The organism is Cupriavidus sp. U2, assembly GCF_009663685.2.
In the GTDB taxonomy this organism is placed as follows: domain Bacteria; phylum Pseudomonadota; class Gammaproteobacteria; order Burkholderiales; family Burkholderiaceae; genus Cupriavidus; species Cupriavidus necator_C.
Window position 1 is genome coordinate 66,686 of sequence record NZ_RCOG02000027.1, and the last position, 17,746, is coordinate 84,431.

A 17,746-nucleotide genomic window follows, 5' to 3' on the forward strand; every position below is an offset into this window, starting at 1 on the left:
CACCATCACTCTGCGGACGGCACGGCGTGCGAAGCCGGCACATCCGTCGCAACCGCTTCACGACGCTGCTTGCGGGTGGCCAGCAGGCGCAGTGCCACGTAGAACACCGGCGTCAGGAACAGGCCGAAGAACGTCACGCCCAGCATCCCCGCGAACACCGCCACGCCCATGGCATGGCGCATTTCCGCGCCGGCGCCGGTGGAGACCACCAGCGGCACCACGCCCATGATGAACGCGAACGACGTCATCAGGATCGGGCGCAGACGCAGGCGGCTGGCTTCGATCGCGGCCTGCACCACGGTGCGGCCCTGGTGTTCCAGTTCCCGGGCGAACTCCACGATCAGGATCGCGTTTTTCGCGGACAGCCCCACCAGCACGATGAAACCGATCTGCGTGAAGATGTTGTTGTCGCCACGTGTCAGCCAGACACCGGTCATGGCGGCCAGCAGGCTCATCGGCACGATCAGGATCACCGCCAGCGGCAGCGTCAGGCTTTCGTACTGGGCGGCCAGCACCAGGAACACCAGCAGCACGCACAGCGGGAAGATCCACACCCCGGCGTTACCGGCCAGGATGTCCTGGTACGTCAGCTCGGTCCACTCGAAGCCGATGCCCTTGGGCAGCGTTTCGGCGGCAATGCGCTCGGCAGCGGCCTGGGCCTGGCCCGACGAGAAGCCCGGGGCCGGACCACCGTTCATGTCGGCGGCGGTAAAGCCGTTGTAGCGCGTGACGCTATCCGGACCGAAGCCCTGCTTGACCTTCACCAGCGACGACAGCGGCACCATTTCGCCGGAGGTGCTGCGCGCCTTCAGTTGCAGGATGTCCTCGGCATGCTGGCGGAACTGCGCATCGGCCTGCACCTTGACCTGATACGTACGCCCGAACTTGTTGAAGTCGTTCACGTACGACGAGCCAAGATAGGTCTGCAGCGTCTCGAACACATCGGTCACCGGCACGCCCAGCTGCTTGGCCTTGGTACGGTCAAGCTGCACGTCGAGCTGCGGCACGTTCACCTGGTAGTTGCTGAAGATACCAGCCAGTTCCGGGGTTGCGCGCGCCTTGGTCATGAACGCGTTGGTGGCGCTGAACAATTCGTCGTAACCCAATGCGGCACGGTCCTCGATCATCATCTTGAACCCGCCGATCGTGCCCAGGCCCTGTACCGGCGGCGGCGGGAACACGGCGATGAACGCGTCCTGGATCGACCCGTACTGCTTGTTCAGGTCGGCGGCAATCGCATTGCCGGACAGCTCCTTGCTCTTGCGCTTGTCGAACGGGTCCAGCGTGACGAACACGATGCCGGCGCTCGGGCTGTTGGTGAAGCCGTTGATCGACAGGCCCGGGAAAGCCACGGCCGATTCCACGCCCGGATGCTTGAGCGCGATATCCGACATGCGGCGGATCACGTCCTCGGTGCGGTCCAGCGTGGCGCCGTCAGGCAGCTTGGCGAAGCTCACCAGATACTGCTTGTCCTGCGCCGGCACGAAGCCCTTCGGCACCATCTGGAACACACCCCAGGTGGCCACCAGCATCACGGCGTAGACGCCGAACACCGAACCCTTGCGGCGGATCACGCCCTTCACGCCCCGGCCATAGTTGTCCGAGCTGCGGCCGAAGAAGCGGTTGAAGCGGGCGAAGAAGCCACCGAAGACACGGTCCATGCCACGCGTCAGCCAGTCCTTGGGCGCGTCGTGGCCCTTGAGCAGCAGCGCGGACAGGGCCGGAGACAGCGTCAGCGAGTTGAACGCCGAGATGATCGTCGAGATCGAGATCGTCAGCGCGAACTGCTTGTAGAACTGGCCGGTCAGGCCCGTCATGAACGCCAGCGGCACGAACACGGCGATCAGCGTCAGGGCGATGGCGATGATCGGGCCGGACACTTCGCGCATGGCCTTGTAGGTGGCTTCCTTCGGCGACAGCCCTTCCTCGATGTTCCGCTCGACGTTTTCCACCACCACGATCGCATCGTCCACCACGATACCGATCGCGAGCACCAGGCCGAACAGGCTCAGCGCGTTGATCGAGAAGCCGAACGCATGCATCAGGCCGAACGTACCGACGATGGACACCGGCACCGCCAGCAGCGGGATGATCGATGCGCGCCACGTCTGCAGGAACAGGATCACCACCAGCACCACCAGCGCGATGGCCTCGAACAGCGTGTGGACCACTGCCTCGATCGAATGGCGCACGAACTGCGTCGGGTCATAGACGATGCTGTAGTCCACGCCTTCGGGCATGTTGGCCTTCAGCTCGGCCATGGTCTTGCGCACGTCGTTCGAGATCTGGATCGCGTTGGAGCCCGGCGACTGGAAGATCGGCAGCGCCACGGCGGACTTGTTGTCCAGCAGCGAGCGCAGCGCGTATTCCGACGCACCCAGTTCGATGCGCGCGATGTCCTTCAGGTACGTCACCACGCCGTCGGGCGAAGTCTTGACGATGATGTCGCCAAACTCCTCCACGGTCTGCAGACGGCCCTGGGCGTTCACCGACAGCTGCAGGTCGGTGCCCGGCAGCGACGGCGACTGGCCGATCACGCCGGCCGCCACCTGCACGTTCTGCTCGCGGATGGCGCGCACCACGTCGGACGCGGCCAGGCCGCGCTCGGCGATCTTCTCGGGATTCACCCAGACACGCATCGAGTAGTCGCCCGAGCCGAACATCTGCACCTGACCCACGCCCTGGATCCGCGCAAGGCGGTCCTTCACGTTGATCAGCGCGTAGTTGCGCAGGTACGTCATGTCGTAGCGGTCGTTCGGCGACACCAGGTGGACCACCATGGTCAGGTCAGGCGAGCTCTTGACCGTGGTGATGCCCAGCCGGCGCACGTCCTCGGGCAAGCGCGGCTCGGCCTGCGAGACACGGTTCTGCACCAGCTGCTGCGCCTTGTCCGGGTCGGTGCCCAGCTTGAAGGTCACCGTCAGCGTCAGGTTGCCATCGCTGTTGGCCTGCGAGTTCATGTACAGCATGTCCTCGACGCCGTTGATCTGTTCCTCCAGCGGCGTGGCCACGGTCTCGGCGATCACCTTCGGGTTGGCGCCCGGGAACTGCGCGCGCACCACCACCGAGGGCGGTACCACTTCCGGGTACTCCGAGATCGGTAGCTTGAACATCGAGATGGCGCCGATCAGGAAGATCAGCACCGACAGCACGCCCGCGAAAATGGGGCGATCGATAAAGAATTTCGAGAGATTCATCTTGGTCTCGGCGAAAGCAGTCCCCCTGGCCGTCCGCTCGTCGAGCGGACGCCATGTACTGCTGCAGGGGGAATTTCAGTTCGGTGTGGCTTCGGGCGGGCGCTCAGCTCACCTTGGCCCTGCCGGCCTTGCCCTCTTCCGCGGCCTGCTTGCGGTCGGGGGTGGTGCCGCGCGGCTCAAGCTCGCTGCGATAGGCCATGGCCACGGCCTTCGGGGCCACGGTGTCGCCCGGACGCACGCGCATCAGGCCGTTCACCACGATGTTCTCGCCCGGTTGCAGCCCCTTGCGGATCACGCGCAGCCCTTCGTACGTCGGTCCAAGCTCGACTTCGCGATACACGAGCTTGTTGGCCTTGTCGACCACGAGCACGAACTTCTTGCCCTGGTCGGTACCGATGGCGCGATCGTTGACCAGCACGGCCGGGTGCGGCGAGCCGCCGCCGAGCTTGACCTTGGCGTACAGGCCCGGCAGCAGGCGGCCATCCTCGTTGTCGAACACGGCGCGCACGCGGATGGTACCGCTACGCGTATCGAGCCGGTTGTCGATCGAATGGATCTTGCCCTTGTGCGGATTGCCGTCCTCGTTGGCCAGGCCCAGGAATACCGGCAGGTCGTTCTTGCCGCCACTGGCGCCCGGCGCCGTGTAGCGCAGGTAGCTCTGCTCGTCGACATCGAAGCTGGCATACACCGGCGAGACCGACACGACCGAAGTCAGCGGCGGCGACGCGGCGCCCGCGGCCACCAGGTTGCCCACGGTGATTTCCGCACGCGACACCTTGCCCGAGACCGGTGCAACGATGCGCGTGTAGCTCAGGTTCAGCTTTGCCACTTCCAGCGCCGCCTGCGCGCCGCGCACGTCCGCCGACATCTCGCTGGCGGCGTTGATGCGCTCGTCGAACTCGCGGCGCGAGATCGCGTTGTCGTCCAGCAGGCGCTGCGCACGGGCCTTCTCGGTCTGTGCATGCGATGCACGGACCTGCGCAGCGGCCAGCGCCGCTTCGGCGCGTGCCACTTCGGCGGCGTACGGGCGCGGATCGATCGTGAACAGGGGGTCGCCCTTCTTCACGATGGAGCCTTCCCGGAAATGCACCGTTTCGATGGTGCCGGAAACGCGCGGACGGATCTCCACGCGGTCCACGGCTTCGATGCGGCCCGAGAACTCATCCCATTCGGTGATGGTCTGGCCCACCGCGGCGGACACTTCCACGGCCGGCGCCGGGGGCGGCGTATTGGCCTGTGCTTCCCCGCCGTGCCAGGGTTGCAGTACCGAGGTTGCCACGCCCGCCCCAAGGATTGCCACGATGGCAAAGGCGATCAGCGTGCGTCGAGACTTGTCATTCATCTTTCTTCACTCCGTGTTTCGTCGGGTTTCTTCAACTGGAAAAGCAAAAATTCAGGCCGAACGCTGCCCGCCCGCCCAGAGGGCCGGAAAAACGGGAACAACAAGGGGTCCTCCGTCCCGGATCGGACAGAAGCAAGCCACTACAGGGGTGCCAGCCTCAAAGGGCGCTGGCGGGAGAATCCGGCACCGTCACAGCTTTCACGGCGCCGGCCGGCGTTCGGACCGGATTACGAGGCGTCGTCGGCCTTGGCGAAACTTTCGCGCAGGAACCGCGCACCTTCTTTGACCCATGCCTGACACATCTCATGGGACTGTTCCACCCCGTCGCCACAGGCGCCGGGCATGATCAGGGCCCTGGCCGGGATGCCGGCCTTGGACAATTTGGCGGCGAAGGCCTCGCCTTCCGCGCGCAGGGCGTCCTTTTCCGCCACCTGCACCAGCGTGGGCGGCAGTCCCGCCAGCCGCGAGGCCAGCGCCGGGGCCGCATACGGGTGCACGCTGGCAGCCGGCGTGGGCAGGTAGTCGCGATAGTTGCACGCCAGCTTGCGCAGCATTTCCATCGGCACCTGTCCGCCGGACGACGCGTGCTGCAGGCACGGATCGGTCACCGGCCGGATCAGCCACTGGCCCGCGGGCTGGGGCAGGCCACGATCACGCAGCATCTGCGCCGTGGCGATGGCCAGGTTGCCACCGGCCTCCTCGCCCACCAGCGCAAAGCGCAGCTTGTCGACCTTGAGCTTGCGGGCCTGCTTGAGCACCCACGACACCGTGTTGACGGCGTCCTCAGGCGCTGCCGGGAACGGATTTTCGGGCGCCAGCGAGTAATCTGGCGTCACCACCACGGCCGGGACCGACTCCGCCAGATCCCGCACCAGTTCCTTCGCGGCTTCGACACCGCCGTCGACAAAGCCGCCGGCATGCAGGTAGAGCATCCACGGCAACAATGGCGCACCGGCGCTCACAGGCCAATAACCTGCGGGGTAACCCACGCAGACCTTCATTTCGCGCTCGCCGCTGGCCACCACGTGCTGGATCACGATTGCCTCGCCCTGTTCTGCGGCCGGTTGTACGGCGGAACTACGGGGAGTCGTGGTCTTGGTCATGGTTGGCACGGCGGCCGGCAAAGACCGTCGATTACTGTATTGCGATGCAGCGAATTATGGTGATTGACAACGGTGGGATAAAGCGAGCTATTGCCAATGCACTGTTTCTGCGTTGGAATAATCATCGAAGTGAACCCACACGGCTTGAAATGGATACCTGAAATGTGATTCACTCCGGTCCTTCGGCATCTGCGCACTTGGGGAAACAGCGCAAACGCCGGCGCCCCACCCTCCACCCGTCCCCGCTCCGGCCGCCACTGGCGGACCGCCGGCAGCAAATCCAGGCCGCGCACTTGACATGCAGCGGACCCATACCGCCAGACATCCTTCGGAACGTAGCCCGGTCTTACTCCTTTCGAAAGCAACATCATGGATCGTCTTGTCTCAATGCAGGCATTCACTCGGGTGGTGGATGTCGGCAGCTTTGCGCGCGCGGCGGAGTCGCTGGACCTGCCCAAGGCCACCCTCACCCGCCTGATACAGAACCTGGAAACCCACCTTGGCGTCAAGCTGCTGCACCGGACCACGCGCCGGATCAGCGTGACCACCGATGGCGCGGCCTACTACGAACGCTGCGTGCGCATCCTGGCGGATGTGGAGGAAGCGGAGCAGTCGCTGACGCGCCACAACAACTCGCCGCGTGGCACGCTGGCCGTGGATACCACCAGCGGCCTCGCGCAACTGGTGTTGATGCCTCAACTGCACGACTTCTTCAATGCCTATCCCGAACTGAAGCTGGAACTGACCATCAACGGCAAGCCCATCGACCTGCTCAAGGAAGGCGTGGATGTGGTGCTGCGCGTGGGGGCGCTCGACGAGGCCATGGTGGCACGGCGCATCGGACAGGTGAAGCTGGCGTTCTATGCGTCGCCGATCTACCTGCGGCGTTTTGGCACACCGCACGACCTGACCGAGCTGTCGCAGCACAAGGCCATCAACTTCCTGTCCAACCGTACCGGACGCGAAACGCCGTGGACGCTGATCCGTGGCGGCGAGAGCACCGAAGTGCTGCTGCCTTCGGTGATCTCGACCAACGATGCCGACGTGTACCTGGGCTGCGCGGTGGAAGGCCATGGCATTGCACGCATCTCGCGCGCCATGGCCGAGCCGTATATCCACAGCGGCCGGCTCGTCGAGGTCATGACCGACTGGCAGACCGACGAACTGCCGATTTCCGCGATGTATCCGCAGAACCGGCACCTGTCGGCCAAGGTCCGCGTGTTCGTGAACTGGGCCGCGGAGATCTTCTCGCGGCATCCGCACTTCGGCGCCGCGCCGCAGCAGCTGGCGGCCTGATGTCCCGCCCCTCTCCCGCGTGCACGGCCCGCGCGCGGGAGAGGGTATCCCCCAAACCTCAGTGCTTCGCGATCTCCTGCAGCATCCGCGTCATCAGGTACAGGCGCGGTACGATCGAATCCAGCTCCACGTACTCGTCGCGTGCGTGATAGCCGAAGCCTGACAGGCCGAAGCTTTCCAGCACCACCGCCTTGCCCGAACGCCCTGCAAAGCCCGCATCGGTGCCGCCTCCGGTGCCCGGCATCAGGATCAACGACCGGCCGTCCATCTCCGCATAGATCTGCTGGGCCCGCGCGGCCAGTTCCTTCGAGCGCGTATCGGCCACGAAGGCCGGGCGCCCTTCTTCCATCGCAATCGTGGTCTTCGTGTCGGGAATCAGATGGCCCGCGTCGACCTTCTGCTGCAACGCCGCCTGCAACTTCTGCGCGGCGCCGCCGGCGGTCACGCGCACATCGCCGACGGCGGTGGCTGTCTCGGGAATCTGGTTCAGCGGACCGGTGGTCCTGGCCTGCGTCCAGTTCATCTGCGCCCCCGGTATCGTCTTGGCGAGGTCGCGCGTTTCCTGCATCTGGTAGGCCAGTTCCAGCAGCGCGTTGCGGCCCAGTTCGGGCGCCGCGCCGGCATGCGATGACCGGCCCTTGACCTGCATCGTCGCCGTGGCGGTGCCGGCGGCGGCCAGCAGCAGCGATTCCGATTTCGCCACCGACTTCGCCACGTTGGGCTCGCACGACAGCACCACGTCGTGCTGCGCGGCCAGCGTCGCAATGGTCTCGCCCGAGCCTAGCGAGCCGATTTCCTCGTCCGGGTTCAGCAGCACCGTGATCTGCGCGTAGTCCTTCCAGCCCTGCGCCTTGAGGATTTCCAGCGAATGCAGGATCACGGCCAGGCCGCCCTTGTCGTCGGCGATGCCGGGGCCATACAGCCGGTTGCCGTCCTCGCGGATCGGCTGCGACGCCAGGATGCCTGCCGGATACACCGTGTCCATATGGCCGATCAGCATGATGCGGCGCTTGCCCGTGCCGGTCAGCGTGGCCTTGACCATCGGCGCGGCGCTGGTGGTCATGGGCAGCCGCTCCACCTTCGCGCCCAGCGCCTGCAGCCGCTGCGACGTGTAGTCGGCCATGCGCGCCAGCCCCTGCATGTCGGCGCTGCCCGATTCGATCGTCACCATGTCCTTGAGCGACTGCACCACGGCAGGCTGCGCGGCGCGGGCGGCATCGAGCAGCGCCTGGTCGGGTCCGGCGGCCAGCGCGGCGCCGCAGGCCGTTGCGGCGGCCAGGGCGATGGCGGTGGCACCAGCCGTGGCGCGGGCAAGGCGGCGAAGGGAAAGCGGCATGCGGGTCTCCTGTTCTCTGTTGTCGTTGGAGCTCCAATGTATCGCTTGCGCTATCCGGGGGGGAGGTTCAATATCGCCAATCCCGATGCCAATCCCGCCATGCGCCCCATGCCCCCGCCCGCCGCGCCTCTGCACGTCAAGCTGCTCTGGTTGCCCGATGCCATGCCTGGCACGCTGTTCGGCGCGCTCGATGTCCTGCGTACCGCCGCGGGCGTGGCGCGGTTGCAGCAGCCGGGCGCGCCGGCCCGGCTGACCTGGGAGATCATCGGCGCCAGCGGACGCGCCCTGCCCGACCCGCTGCCCGGCCTGTCCACATCGCGCCGGGGCGCACCGCGCCAGGCCCAGGTGCTGATCATGGTGCCGGGACTGATGGCGGCCAGCGCGCCCCATCTGGGCGAACTGGCCGCCGCCGATACCGCCACGCAACGCCTGCTGGCCCGGCATATGGATGCTGGGGGCTGGGTGGCGTCGATCTACACCGGGATGGCTTACCCACTGATGCTGGGGCGGCTCGATGGCGCGCGCTGCGGCGCGCCGTGGATGTTCCAGAGCTGGTTCGCGCAACGCTTTCCGGCGTGCGACCTGTCGTCGGACGAACCGATGGGACTGCACGGGCAGGTCTTTCATTGCGTGGCGCCGGCCCTGCAGACGGAATTCATGCTGCGCGTGCTGGGCCATCTGCACGATCCCGACCTGGCGCAGGCAGTGGCCCGCCTGCTGCTCTACCAGCCCGAACGCCAGCAGTGGGTACCCGAGCTGGTTTCGCAGCGGTGGCTTGGCAAGACCGCCGACAGCCCGGTCTATCGCGCCATCGGCTGGCTGCAGGCGCATGTCGGCGAGCCTTACCGGCTGGCGGCCGTGGCGCGCGCCGCAGCCGTCAGCGAACGGACGCTGCTACGCCATTTCCGCCAGGTGACCGGACGCACCCCATTGGATTACCTGCACCGCCTGCGCGTGGAGCGCGCACGCATGCTGCTGGAAGTCACGCTGCATGGCACGCAGGCGATTGCCGAGGCCTGCGGCTACAGCGATGCCGCGGCCTTCCGGCGCCTGTTCCAGCGAACCATGCAGATGTCGATGTCGGAATACCGCTCGCGCTTTGCGCTGCGCACGCGGCGCCGCTACTGGCGCGTGGAAGACCAGGCAGCGCGCGTCGATGCCGGCATCGTCGACTAGTCAGCTGCTCAGGGCGATATGGTTGATGACGTCCTCCACGCCTTGCACGTACCACGCATCACGCTCCACCTGCTTGCGCGCGCCGTCGCTGGACGCGTAGCCGTCGAGCGTCACGACCCGGCCCTCGGTACGCACGCGGATGCGCGCGGCATCCACGAACGGGTCGGTTTCCAGCACCAGTTGCAACGCCTCACTCAGTTCCTCGTCGCTGTCGGCCTCGGCCGGCGCCACCACGATGTCGTTGATCACGTTGCGACAGCCGCGTGACCACCACGCCAGCACGCCGGCCAGGCGCATGTGCGACAGGCTGATCACCTGGCCGCTCAGCATGACCGCGCCGTCATGGACCGCCACCTCAATCCAGCCGCTGCGCTCGCCCACGGCTTCGCGCACCGGCTCCACTTGCCCCTTCACCTTCGCGCAGATCTTGCAGTTACGGAAGTCGATCGCATTGAGCAGCCGATCGCAAACGGCCGCGCGCAGATCGCCATCGCCCACTACCGGGCCGGCATGGGCAATGCGCAGGTGATCGATCACTGTGGAAACGCCGTCCAGACGGCGCAGCCGGGCCGTGGCGCGCGTCTTGTCCATGACGTCGGCCACTTCGCCCTCCAGAATCAGGGCTCCGTCTGATAGTCGCAGGTGAATGGTGGGATGGATCTGATGGCCCTGATATGGCACATGCGCCAACGCGGCTCGCGCCTGCGTCAGCACCGCTTCGCTACTCAGCATGATATGTGTCTCCCCATTTGACGTGGAGATGGGTGGGAAGCGCGCCCCTGCCTGCAAGCACGCGTGGCGCGGTGCGGCCGTTTTGCCCACGTGGTGCCGCGCCACACAGGCATTATAGGAAGCGCCCCGGCAAAGTCGCCGTCCGCCGGGCCACCCCTGCACCGGTGTTTCAAACGTACGTTGCCCGCCCGTAGCGGCATTGGCGTCACATGCTGGAACGCCCGGCGTCACCGGGGGCTTTGGACCCGGGCCATCGGCAATCCCGGACAAGTGCGCAGCCCGACACCGTCCAGCCATTCAGCCGGACGGCGTCCGCGGCGCTTCAGTCCGGCGAAACCTTCGGCATAACGTCCGGCGACACGAACGCGCCGCCGATGATCGCGTATTGACGGCCCGCGCCGCCGTGCCGACCATAGGCGGCAGAACCGCGCCCCCGGAGCCCCCATGTGCGTCAACTACGCCCCCGTCCAGAAACGCATCCTGCGCGAGATTTTCGGCGTGGAGCCCCCGCCGGGCCTGTACCCCGAGGAGACATGGCCCGACTATGCCGCGCCCATCGTGCGCCAGAAAACGGGCGAAGCCGCCTGGGAAAGCGTGCTGGCATCGTTCAGCATGGTGCCCAAGGCGACCATCCCGCCCGGCACGCGCTACTACCCCACCGCCAATGCGCGTGTGGAGACCATCGGGAAGCGGTCGTCCTTTGCCAGGTTCTGGAAGTCCTGCCAGCTGGCGCTGGTGCCGGCCACGGCGTTCTACGAACCGAACTACGAAAGCGGCAAGGCGGTGCGGTGGAAGATCGGCCTGCCGGGCGGCGAACCGTTTGCGATTGCCGGGCTGTGGCGGGCGTGGCCCGGTGGCGCCGTGTCGTTCACGATGCCGACGGTCAACGCCGACCATCATCCGCTGATGCAGCGGTTTCACAAACCCGGGGACGAGAAGCGCGGCGTGGTGATCCTGCCACGCGAAGACTGGGACGAATGGCTGAAATGCCGCGATCCCGAGGTGGCCAGGACGCTGCTGCGCCTGCTGCCCGCCGGGAAACTGGTGGCGGAGCCGGCCCCATTGCCGCCGCGCGGGACGACAAAGGGGCCGCCGCCACCTTCGGACTAGCCGTTCCGGCTACGCTCAGAACGCGGCGCGGGCCTGGATGTAGACCATGCGCGGCGCGCCCACCAGGCGGCCGGCATTGCTGTCGGTGGTACGCGTGTAGAACCGCTTGTCGAACAGGTTGTTGATGCCGACGGTGATGTCGGTGTTCTTGCGCTGCGGCAGCTTGAACATCGCCTGGATATTCCACGTACGGAAGCCCGGAATCAGGCCGTTGCTGCCGTCCGCGCTTTCGGCCACGGTGTTGGCCAGATCCGCGTATTGCTTGCTCTGGTGCGTGGTGGAGACGTTGAACGTCCAGCTGCGCCAGTCGTAGCGTGCGCCGATCGTGTCGGTGGTGCGCGAGTAGAACGGCACGTCCAGGCCGGCCGTGGTGCCCGATTTCTGGATGGCGCGCGTGTACGTGTAGTTGGCGTACAGGTTCAGGCCGCCCAGCACGCTGGCACGGTCGAACGTGTAGTCGATGGCCGCTTCCACGCCATCGTGGTCGGTCGCACCAATGTTCTGGAACGTGGCCGGGAACAGGCCCGGCACCTGCAGGATCTGGTTGTCGAACTTGATCTTGAACGCGGTCAGCTCGCCCTTGATGCGGCTGTCCGTCCAGCGGGTACCCACTTCGAACGTCTTGGCCACTTCAGGCTGCAGCGGATTGTTCGGCGTCTGCGAATTGAGCTGCGTGTTCTGCACCGGGCCGAACGACGTGCTGTAGTCGGCAAACACCGTCCAGGCGCTGTTCACCAGGTACGACACGTTGACCGACGGCAGCGCCTTGTTGTTCAGGCTTTCCCACTGCGTCGCGGTGTTGCGCTGCTGGCGGGACGTGTCGATATGCTCGAAGCGCACGCCCGGCACGATGCGCCAGTTGCCGTAGGCGATGCGGTCGTCGATGTAGACGGCGTGGGCGTCGGTGGCATTGTCGAACGTCGTGGTCGGACCGTTCACGCCGGTCTGGCGGTTCGTGCTGAACTGGTTGTCGTCGCCGCGTTCGCGGATGTAGCGGTAGCCGACCGTCACGTCATGGGTGGTCGGGCCCACGCCGAAACGCTGCGTGAAGCGCGGCTCGATGCCGAACGTCGTGTAGTTGCGCGGCTGGTGCGCGATCACGGTGGCGCTCTGCTGCAGCGTGCTCTGGCGATAGCTTTCGTTGAAGAACGTGCGGATCTCGAATTCCTGGTTCGCGGAAATCGTGTTCACGTAGCCCAGGTCGAAACCGTAGCGATTGCCGCTCCAGTAGTCGTCGGGGCGCGTGTTCTGGAACGGATTGGCGTTGTACTGCGCCACGCTCAGCCCGCCCGGCGTCTTCGACTTGACGTCGTAGTACGACAGCTTGCCGTAGACCTGCGACGTCGGCGTGATGTCGTAGGCGAACTTCACGGCCAGGTCGTTGACGTTGTCGTCGCTGCCCTGGCGCCATTCTCGGCCCGTCATGCCCGAGTACAGCAGCGCGATGCCCAGGCCGCTGTCGAGCGTGGTGCCCACGAACGCGTTGTACTGGGTGTTCTTGCCGCCACCTTCGGTGTAGATGTTCTCGCGCACCGACGCCTCGCCGCTGAACACGCCCGGAATCGGCCTGGTGTTGAAATTGATGATGCCGCCGACGTTCTGCGGGCCGTAGCGCACGGCGCCACCGCTGCGCACCACGTCGATCGATTCGATGTTGCCCAGGCTCACCGGGGCAAACGACAGCTGCGGCTGGCCGTACGGCGCCACGGCCATCGGGATGCCGTCGAGCAGCACCGTGGAGCGTGGCGTGTAGCGGCCGGACAGGCCCCGCACGCCGATATTGAGCGACACGGCGCTGCCTGCCGTGCCGGAGTTGTCGGTCGCCTGCACGCCCGGGATGCGCCGCATGACGTCGCCAATGCTCTGTGCGCCGCTCTGTTCGATCTGCTGCTCGCTGACCACCGTGCGGGCGCCGGGGAACGTCTTCACGCTGTTCTGCAGCCCCGTGCCGAGCCAGTTTCCGGAAACCTGAACCGTTTCGAGCATCTTTTCCGTCTCACCACCCTGCACCGGTCCCGGGGCGTCCTGGGCGGCCGCCCATTGCGGCGTCAGGCACAGCATCGAGACAGCCAGCGCCGTGGCGCACGGTGCAAAGTGGGGCGCGGCGAATGGCAGTCCGCGACGGCTCGAATTCATGGTCTTCCCTTGTGACAAGAAACTGACAAAGGCCACGAATGTAAGTGATAACGGTTCTCGTTTGTAGCCCCAATGGGAAAAGACGCGCTTAATGTATGTCGATCACGACAATGTGTTGCCCATAGGCGACATTTTGTCGATACCTGACGCTACGCAGCCCGCATTTGGGTGATTCCAGCGCCCCACCGAGAGAGGGTGGGCGCCTTATCGGCCCTCACCCATACTGACCGGCCACCGGCCAGAAGAGCCGGACCAACCTGGGTCAGAACATGCACGCAGTCTCGTTTGTCGGATACGCGCTCGCGTTTCTGGCGGTGATCATCATCGCCGCCCGCTGGATCTATCGAAATCACCCGGCCCTGCGGGACACCGATCCGCCGCCCCCCGAACGCCGCGACGATGGCGCCGGCGCGCGGCGCGGCGGCCCGTCGCACGACTGATCCGCGCACGCGCCGGGAACTGCCACGCCCTGTCGTTGCCTGAACCTCTTGCGCCCGCGCCACGCGGCGTGCACGCTCGCGCCTGTAAGCCACAAGAACAAAGGGAACAAGACATGGCAACTGCCAACAAACTGCCGGCCTGGACCATCTGGTCCCCGCTGGCCGCCTGGGCCGCCTTCGGCCTGGGCCTTGCAATGACGGGGCAGGCCTGGCTCATCGCACTGATGTCGATCGCATTGGCCGGTGCGGTGTTTTCGGCCGTCCATCATGCCGAGGTGGTGGCTCACAAGGTTGGCGAGCCGTTCGGCACGCTGGTGCTGGCCATTGCGGTGACCGTGATCGAGGTGGCGCTGATCGTATCGGTCATGCTGTCGTCCGGGCCGGAAAAAGCCGGCCTGGCGCGCGACACGGTGTTCGCGGCGGTCATGATTATCTGCAACGGCATTGTCGGCATCTGCCTGTTCGTGGGCGCGCTGCACCATCGCGAGCAGGCCTTCCAGGCGCCGGGCGCCAATGCGGCCATGGCCATCCTGGTCACCCTGCTCGGGCTGACGATGGTGCTGCCGAACTTCACCAGCACCACGCCGGGGCCTGTCCTGTCATCGTCCCAGCTGGCGTTCTCCGGCGTGATGTCGCTGCTGCTCTACGGCTGCTTTGTCTTCGTGCAGACCGTGCGGCATCGCGACTACTTCCTGGTGGACGGCAGCAACGACGAAAACGTCCATGCGCCGCCGCCGCCCACGCGCGTGGCCGTGGCCAGCGGCGTGCTGCTGGTGGTCTGCCTGGTGGCCGTGGTGGCATTGGCCAAGCTGCTGTCGCCGTCGGTGGAAAAAGCCGTTGCGAACGCCGGGTTGCCGGCAGCGGTGGTGGGGGTGGTGATCGCGGCACTGGTGCTGCTGCCCGAAGGGCTTGCCGCGCTGCGCGCCGCGCGGTCCGACCGCATCCAGACCAGCCTGAACCTGGCGCTGGGGTCGGCCCTGGCCAGTATCGGCCTGACCATTCCGACGGTGGCCATCGTCTTCATCACCATCGGGCAGCCGCTGGAACTGGGCTTGAGCGCCAAGGAAATGGTGCTGCTGTTCCTGACGATGATCGTGGCGTCGCTGACGCTTGGCATGGGCCGCACGACCATCCTGCAGGGCGTGGTCCACATGGTGATCTTCGCGGCGTACCTGTTCCTGACAATCGTACCCTAGCGGCAGGGCCCGACTCCCGCCTCGCCCTTCAATGGGCGAGGGGAAAAACACAATCAGGTCAGCTCCGCTGGCGGCAATCGGTCGCCACCGTCCGCTCAGTCGGCATGGATGCCCCGTTCGCGGATCAGCGTGCCCCACTTGACCGTTTCCTTGGCCAGGTGGTCCTTCAGCTGCGCCGGCGTGCTGCCGATCGGCTCCGCGCCGATGCCGGCCAGACGCTGTTGCACGGACGGCTTCTTCAGCGATTCGAGCATGGCGCGGTTCAACGTGTCGATCACCGCCTGCGGGGTCTTGGCCGGCACGAACGCGGCAAACCACGGCGATAGCTCATAGCCCGGCACGCCCGCCTCCGCCACCGTCGGCACATTGGGCAGCGCAGTCGATCGCTTGCTGGTGGTCACCGCAATCGGCGTCAGCTTGCCGCTGTCGATATGGGGCTTGGCCGACGTAATGCTGTCGAACATGTAGTCTACCTGCCCGCCCAGCAGGTCGGTCATGGCCGGGCCCGATCCCTTGTACGGGATATGCAGCAGGTCCACGTGCGCCATCGACGTGAACAGCTCGCCGGCCAGGTGGATCGACGTGCCGTTGCCGGCCGACGCATAGGTGTACTTGCCCGGCTTGGCTTTGGCGCTGGCGATGACCTCGGCCACCGTCTTCTGCGGATTCTTCGCCTTGTTGGCGACCAGCACGTTGGGCACCACGGCCAGCAGCGACACCGGCGCGAAATCCTTGATCGGGTCGTAGCTGAGCTTGCCGTACAGCGCCGGATTCACGGCCATGCCGTTGGCCACGATGATCAGCGTGTAGCCGTCGGCCGGCGAGCGCGCCACCATCTCGGCGCCGATATTGCCGCCGGCGCCAGGGCGGTTCTCGACCACGATGGCCTGGCCCAGCGACTTCGACATGTCTTCGCCCAGCGTACGCGCGATGTTGTCCATCGCACCGCCCGCGGGGAACGGCACCACCCAGCGGATCGGATGGTCGGGATAGGCGGCGTGCGCCGGAGCGGCTGCGGCAAGCAGCAGCGATGCGGAAATGGCAAATGCGGCCGGCACGCGGGCCGACCGTTGCAGCAAGGACTTCATGTCTCCGTTCCTTCTTTTCTGGTTGCCGATCAGCGGATCGACCACGGGTGCTTGGCCAGCGGGGTGACGTGGATCTTCATGTACGGGAACAGCGGCAGGCTGGCCAGCAGCGTGTGCAGTTCGTCGTTCGATTCCACATCGAACACGCTGTAGTTGGCATACTCGCCCACCACGCGGTACAGCGCCTGCCACTTGCCCTGGCGCTGCAGGTCCTGCGAATAGGCCTTTTCGCGGGCCTTGATCTCGTCGGCCGTAGCGGCCGGCAGGTCGTGCGGGATCTGCACGTCCATCCTGACAAGGAACAACATGGGATGTGTCTCCGGATTGAATGCGTAATCGGAATGTCTGACTGACCGCCTTAGCCAGCCTTGCGGCGATAGTGGCGCAGCTTGTCTTCGTCGATGGCCAGGCCCAGCCCCGGCCCCTTCGGCAGGTGCAGCGCAAAGTCCTTGAACACCGGGCGGTCCACCACGATGTCGTCCTTCACCAGCAGCGGACCGAACAGCTCGGTGCCCCACGCCAGTTGCGGCAGCGTGCAGAAGCCGTGCGCGGCGGCGATGGTACCCACGGCGCCTTCGAGCATGGTGCCGCCATAGAGCGCGATGCCGGCCGCGTCGCCCACGGCAGCCGTGCGCAGCATGCCGAAGATGCCGCCCGACTTGGCGATCTTCAGCGCAAACACGTCGGCGGCGCCCAGGCGGGCCAGTTCCATCGCGTCCTCTGGGCCGGTCACGGCTTCGTCGGCCATGATCGGTACCACGAAGCGCGCCGCCAGCCGCGCCAGCGCGGTGCGATGCTCGCGCGGGGTGGGCTGCTCGATCAGGTCGATGCCTGCGGCCTCCAGCATGGCGATACCGGTCGCGGCATCGGCTTCGTTCCAGGCCTGGTTGACGTCCACGGTCACGCGGGCCCGGTCGCCCAGCGCACGCTTGATGGCCGACACGTGCGCCACGTCGTCGCGCACGCTGCGGCGGCCGATCTTGAGCTTGAACGTGTTGTGCCGGCGTTCTTCCAGAAAACGCTCGGCTTCCTCGATGTCGCGGCCGGTGTCGCCGCTGGCCAGGGTCCAGAGCACCGGCAGCGTGTCGCGTACGGCGCCGCCCAGCAGCGTGACCAGCGGCACGCCCAGGCGCTTGCCCTGCGCGTCGAGCAGGGCCGACTCCAGCGCCGACTTGGCGAACCGGTTGCCGCGCGCCACCTTGTTCAGGCGCGCCATCGCGCCATGCACGTTGGTGGCGTCCTGCCCGGCCAGCGCAGGGCCCAGGTAGGTGTCGATCGTCAGCTTGATGCCCTCGGGGCTTTCGTCACCATACGACAGACCGCCGATGGTGGTGGCCTCGCCGATGCCCTCCACGCCGTCGCTGCAACGCAGGCGCACGATGACCAGCGTCTGCTGCTGCATCGTGGCCATGGCCAGCTGGTGGGCCCGGATGGTCGGCAGGTCCACCAGGATGGCCTCCATCGAAGAAATTGTCGCAGTCATACCTTTTCCATACTCAAATACGCGTTGCAGCGAGTATGGACCTTGACCTGACTGGCGTCCAAGACCGAAGATGTCTTGATCCATACCTGATGGGTATGCATCGACATATCC

At 66.1% G+C, this 17,746-nt stretch carries 14 protein-coding genes; 5 read left to right on the plus strand and 9 right to left on the minus strand.

Annotated elements, in window-relative coordinates; all coding sequences use genetic code 11:
- Positions 1-5: 5 nt before the first annotated feature.
- From D9X30_RS19895 to D9X30_RS19905, 3 genes are all read right to left on the minus strand, one after another.
- Entirely contained in the window at positions 6-3,197 is a 3,192-nt protein-coding gene (locus tag D9X30_RS19895) for an efflux RND transporter permease subunit (RefSeq protein WP_153948800.1), read from the minus strand.
- 103 nt (positions 3,198-3,300) lie between these two features.
- A complete protein-coding gene (locus D9X30_RS19900; RefSeq protein ID WP_153948799.1) occupies positions 3,301-4,539 on the minus strand; it encodes an efflux RND transporter periplasmic adaptor subunit in 1,239 nt (412 codons plus the stop codon).
- 227 nt (positions 4,540-4,766) lie between these two features.
- On the minus strand, positions 4,767-5,642 hold the full coding sequence (locus D9X30_RS19905) for an alpha/beta hydrolase (RefSeq protein WP_153948798.1): 876 nt from the start codon (positions 5,640-5,642) through the stop codon (positions 4,767-4,769).
- Between the two features lie 369 nt (positions 5,643-6,011).
- On the opposite strand from D9X30_RS19905, the gene D9X30_RS19910 reads away from it, so the two are divergent.
- A complete protein-coding gene (locus tag D9X30_RS19910; RefSeq protein ID WP_092598624.1) occupies positions 6,012-6,938 on the plus strand; it encodes a LysR family transcriptional regulator in 927 nt (308 codons plus the stop codon).
- A gap of 58 nt (positions 6,939-6,996) precedes the next feature.
- Here the strand turns inward: D9X30_RS19910 and D9X30_RS19915 are convergent, their stop codons facing one another.
- Positions 6,997-8,274, minus strand: coding sequence for a M20/M25/M40 family metallo-hydrolase (locus tag D9X30_RS19915; protein WP_153948797.1), 1,278 nt, complete (start codon positions 8,272-8,274; stop codon positions 6,997-6,999).
- Between the two features lie 108 nt (positions 8,275-8,382).
- Here D9X30_RS19915 and D9X30_RS19920 point away from each other — a divergent pair, with 108 nt between their 5' ends.
- On the plus strand, positions 8,383-9,450 hold the full coding sequence (locus D9X30_RS19920) for a GlxA family transcriptional regulator (RefSeq protein ID WP_153948849.1): 1,068 nt from the start codon (positions 8,383-8,385) through the stop codon (positions 9,448-9,450).
- Here D9X30_RS19920 and D9X30_RS19925 read toward each other — a convergent pair whose 3' ends face one another.
- A complete protein-coding gene (locus tag D9X30_RS19925; protein WP_153948796.1) occupies positions 9,451-10,182 on the minus strand; it encodes a BON domain-containing protein in 732 nt (243 codons plus the stop codon).
- Positions 10,183-10,626: 444 nt separating this feature from the next.
- Between D9X30_RS19925 and D9X30_RS19930 the strand changes: the two genes are divergently transcribed.
- Positions 10,627-11,292 (plus strand): SOS response-associated peptidase, encoded by a 666-nt coding sequence (locus D9X30_RS19930; protein ID WP_153948795.1) that lies wholly within the window; start codon positions 10,627-10,629, stop codon positions 11,290-11,292.
- Positions 11,293-11,307: 15 nt separating this feature from the next.
- On the opposite strand, the gene D9X30_RS19935 is transcribed toward D9X30_RS19930, so the two are convergent.
- Entirely contained in the window at positions 11,308-13,428 is a 2,121-nt protein-coding gene (locus D9X30_RS19935) for a TonB-dependent receptor family protein (RefSeq protein WP_153948794.1), read from the minus strand.
- A gap of 269 nt (positions 13,429-13,697) precedes the next feature.
- On the opposite strand from D9X30_RS19935, the gene D9X30_RS19940 reads away from it, so the two are divergent.
- Positions 13,698-13,868, plus strand: coding sequence for a hypothetical protein (locus D9X30_RS19940; protein WP_153948793.1), 171 nt, complete (start codon positions 13,698-13,700; stop codon positions 13,866-13,868).
- Positions 13,869-13,981: 113 nt separating this feature from the next.
- Positions 13,982-15,064, plus strand: a complete 1,083-nt coding sequence (locus D9X30_RS19945; protein ID WP_153948792.1) for a calcium:cation antiporter — start codon at positions 13,982-13,984, stop codon at positions 15,062-15,064.
- 95 nt (positions 15,065-15,159) lie between these two features.
- Here D9X30_RS19945 and D9X30_RS19950 read toward each other — a convergent pair whose 3' ends face one another.
- From D9X30_RS19950 to D9X30_RS19960, 3 genes are read right to left on the minus strand one after another with little or no spacing between them, the layout of a single operon-like run.
- The gene (locus tag D9X30_RS19950; protein WP_153948791.1) at positions 15,160-16,152 is read right to left on the minus strand and encodes a tripartite tricarboxylate transporter substrate binding protein; all 993 of its coding nucleotides are present in this window, start codon (positions 16,150-16,152) and stop codon (positions 15,160-15,162) included.
- Between the two features lie 29 nt (positions 16,153-16,181).
- The gene (gene catC / locus D9X30_RS19955; RefSeq protein ID WP_153948790.1) at positions 16,182-16,460 is read right to left on the minus strand and encodes a muconolactone Delta-isomerase; all 279 of its coding nucleotides are present in this window, start codon (positions 16,458-16,460) and stop codon (positions 16,182-16,184) included.
- Between the two features lie 50 nt (positions 16,461-16,510).
- Positions 16,511-17,635 carry a muconate/chloromuconate family cycloisomerase gene (locus D9X30_RS19960; RefSeq protein WP_153948789.1) on the minus strand — a complete coding sequence of 375 codons (1,125 nt, stop codon included), beginning with the start codon at positions 17,633-17,635 and terminating at the stop codon, positions 16,511-16,513.
- Positions 17,636-17,746 lie beyond the last annotated feature (111 nt).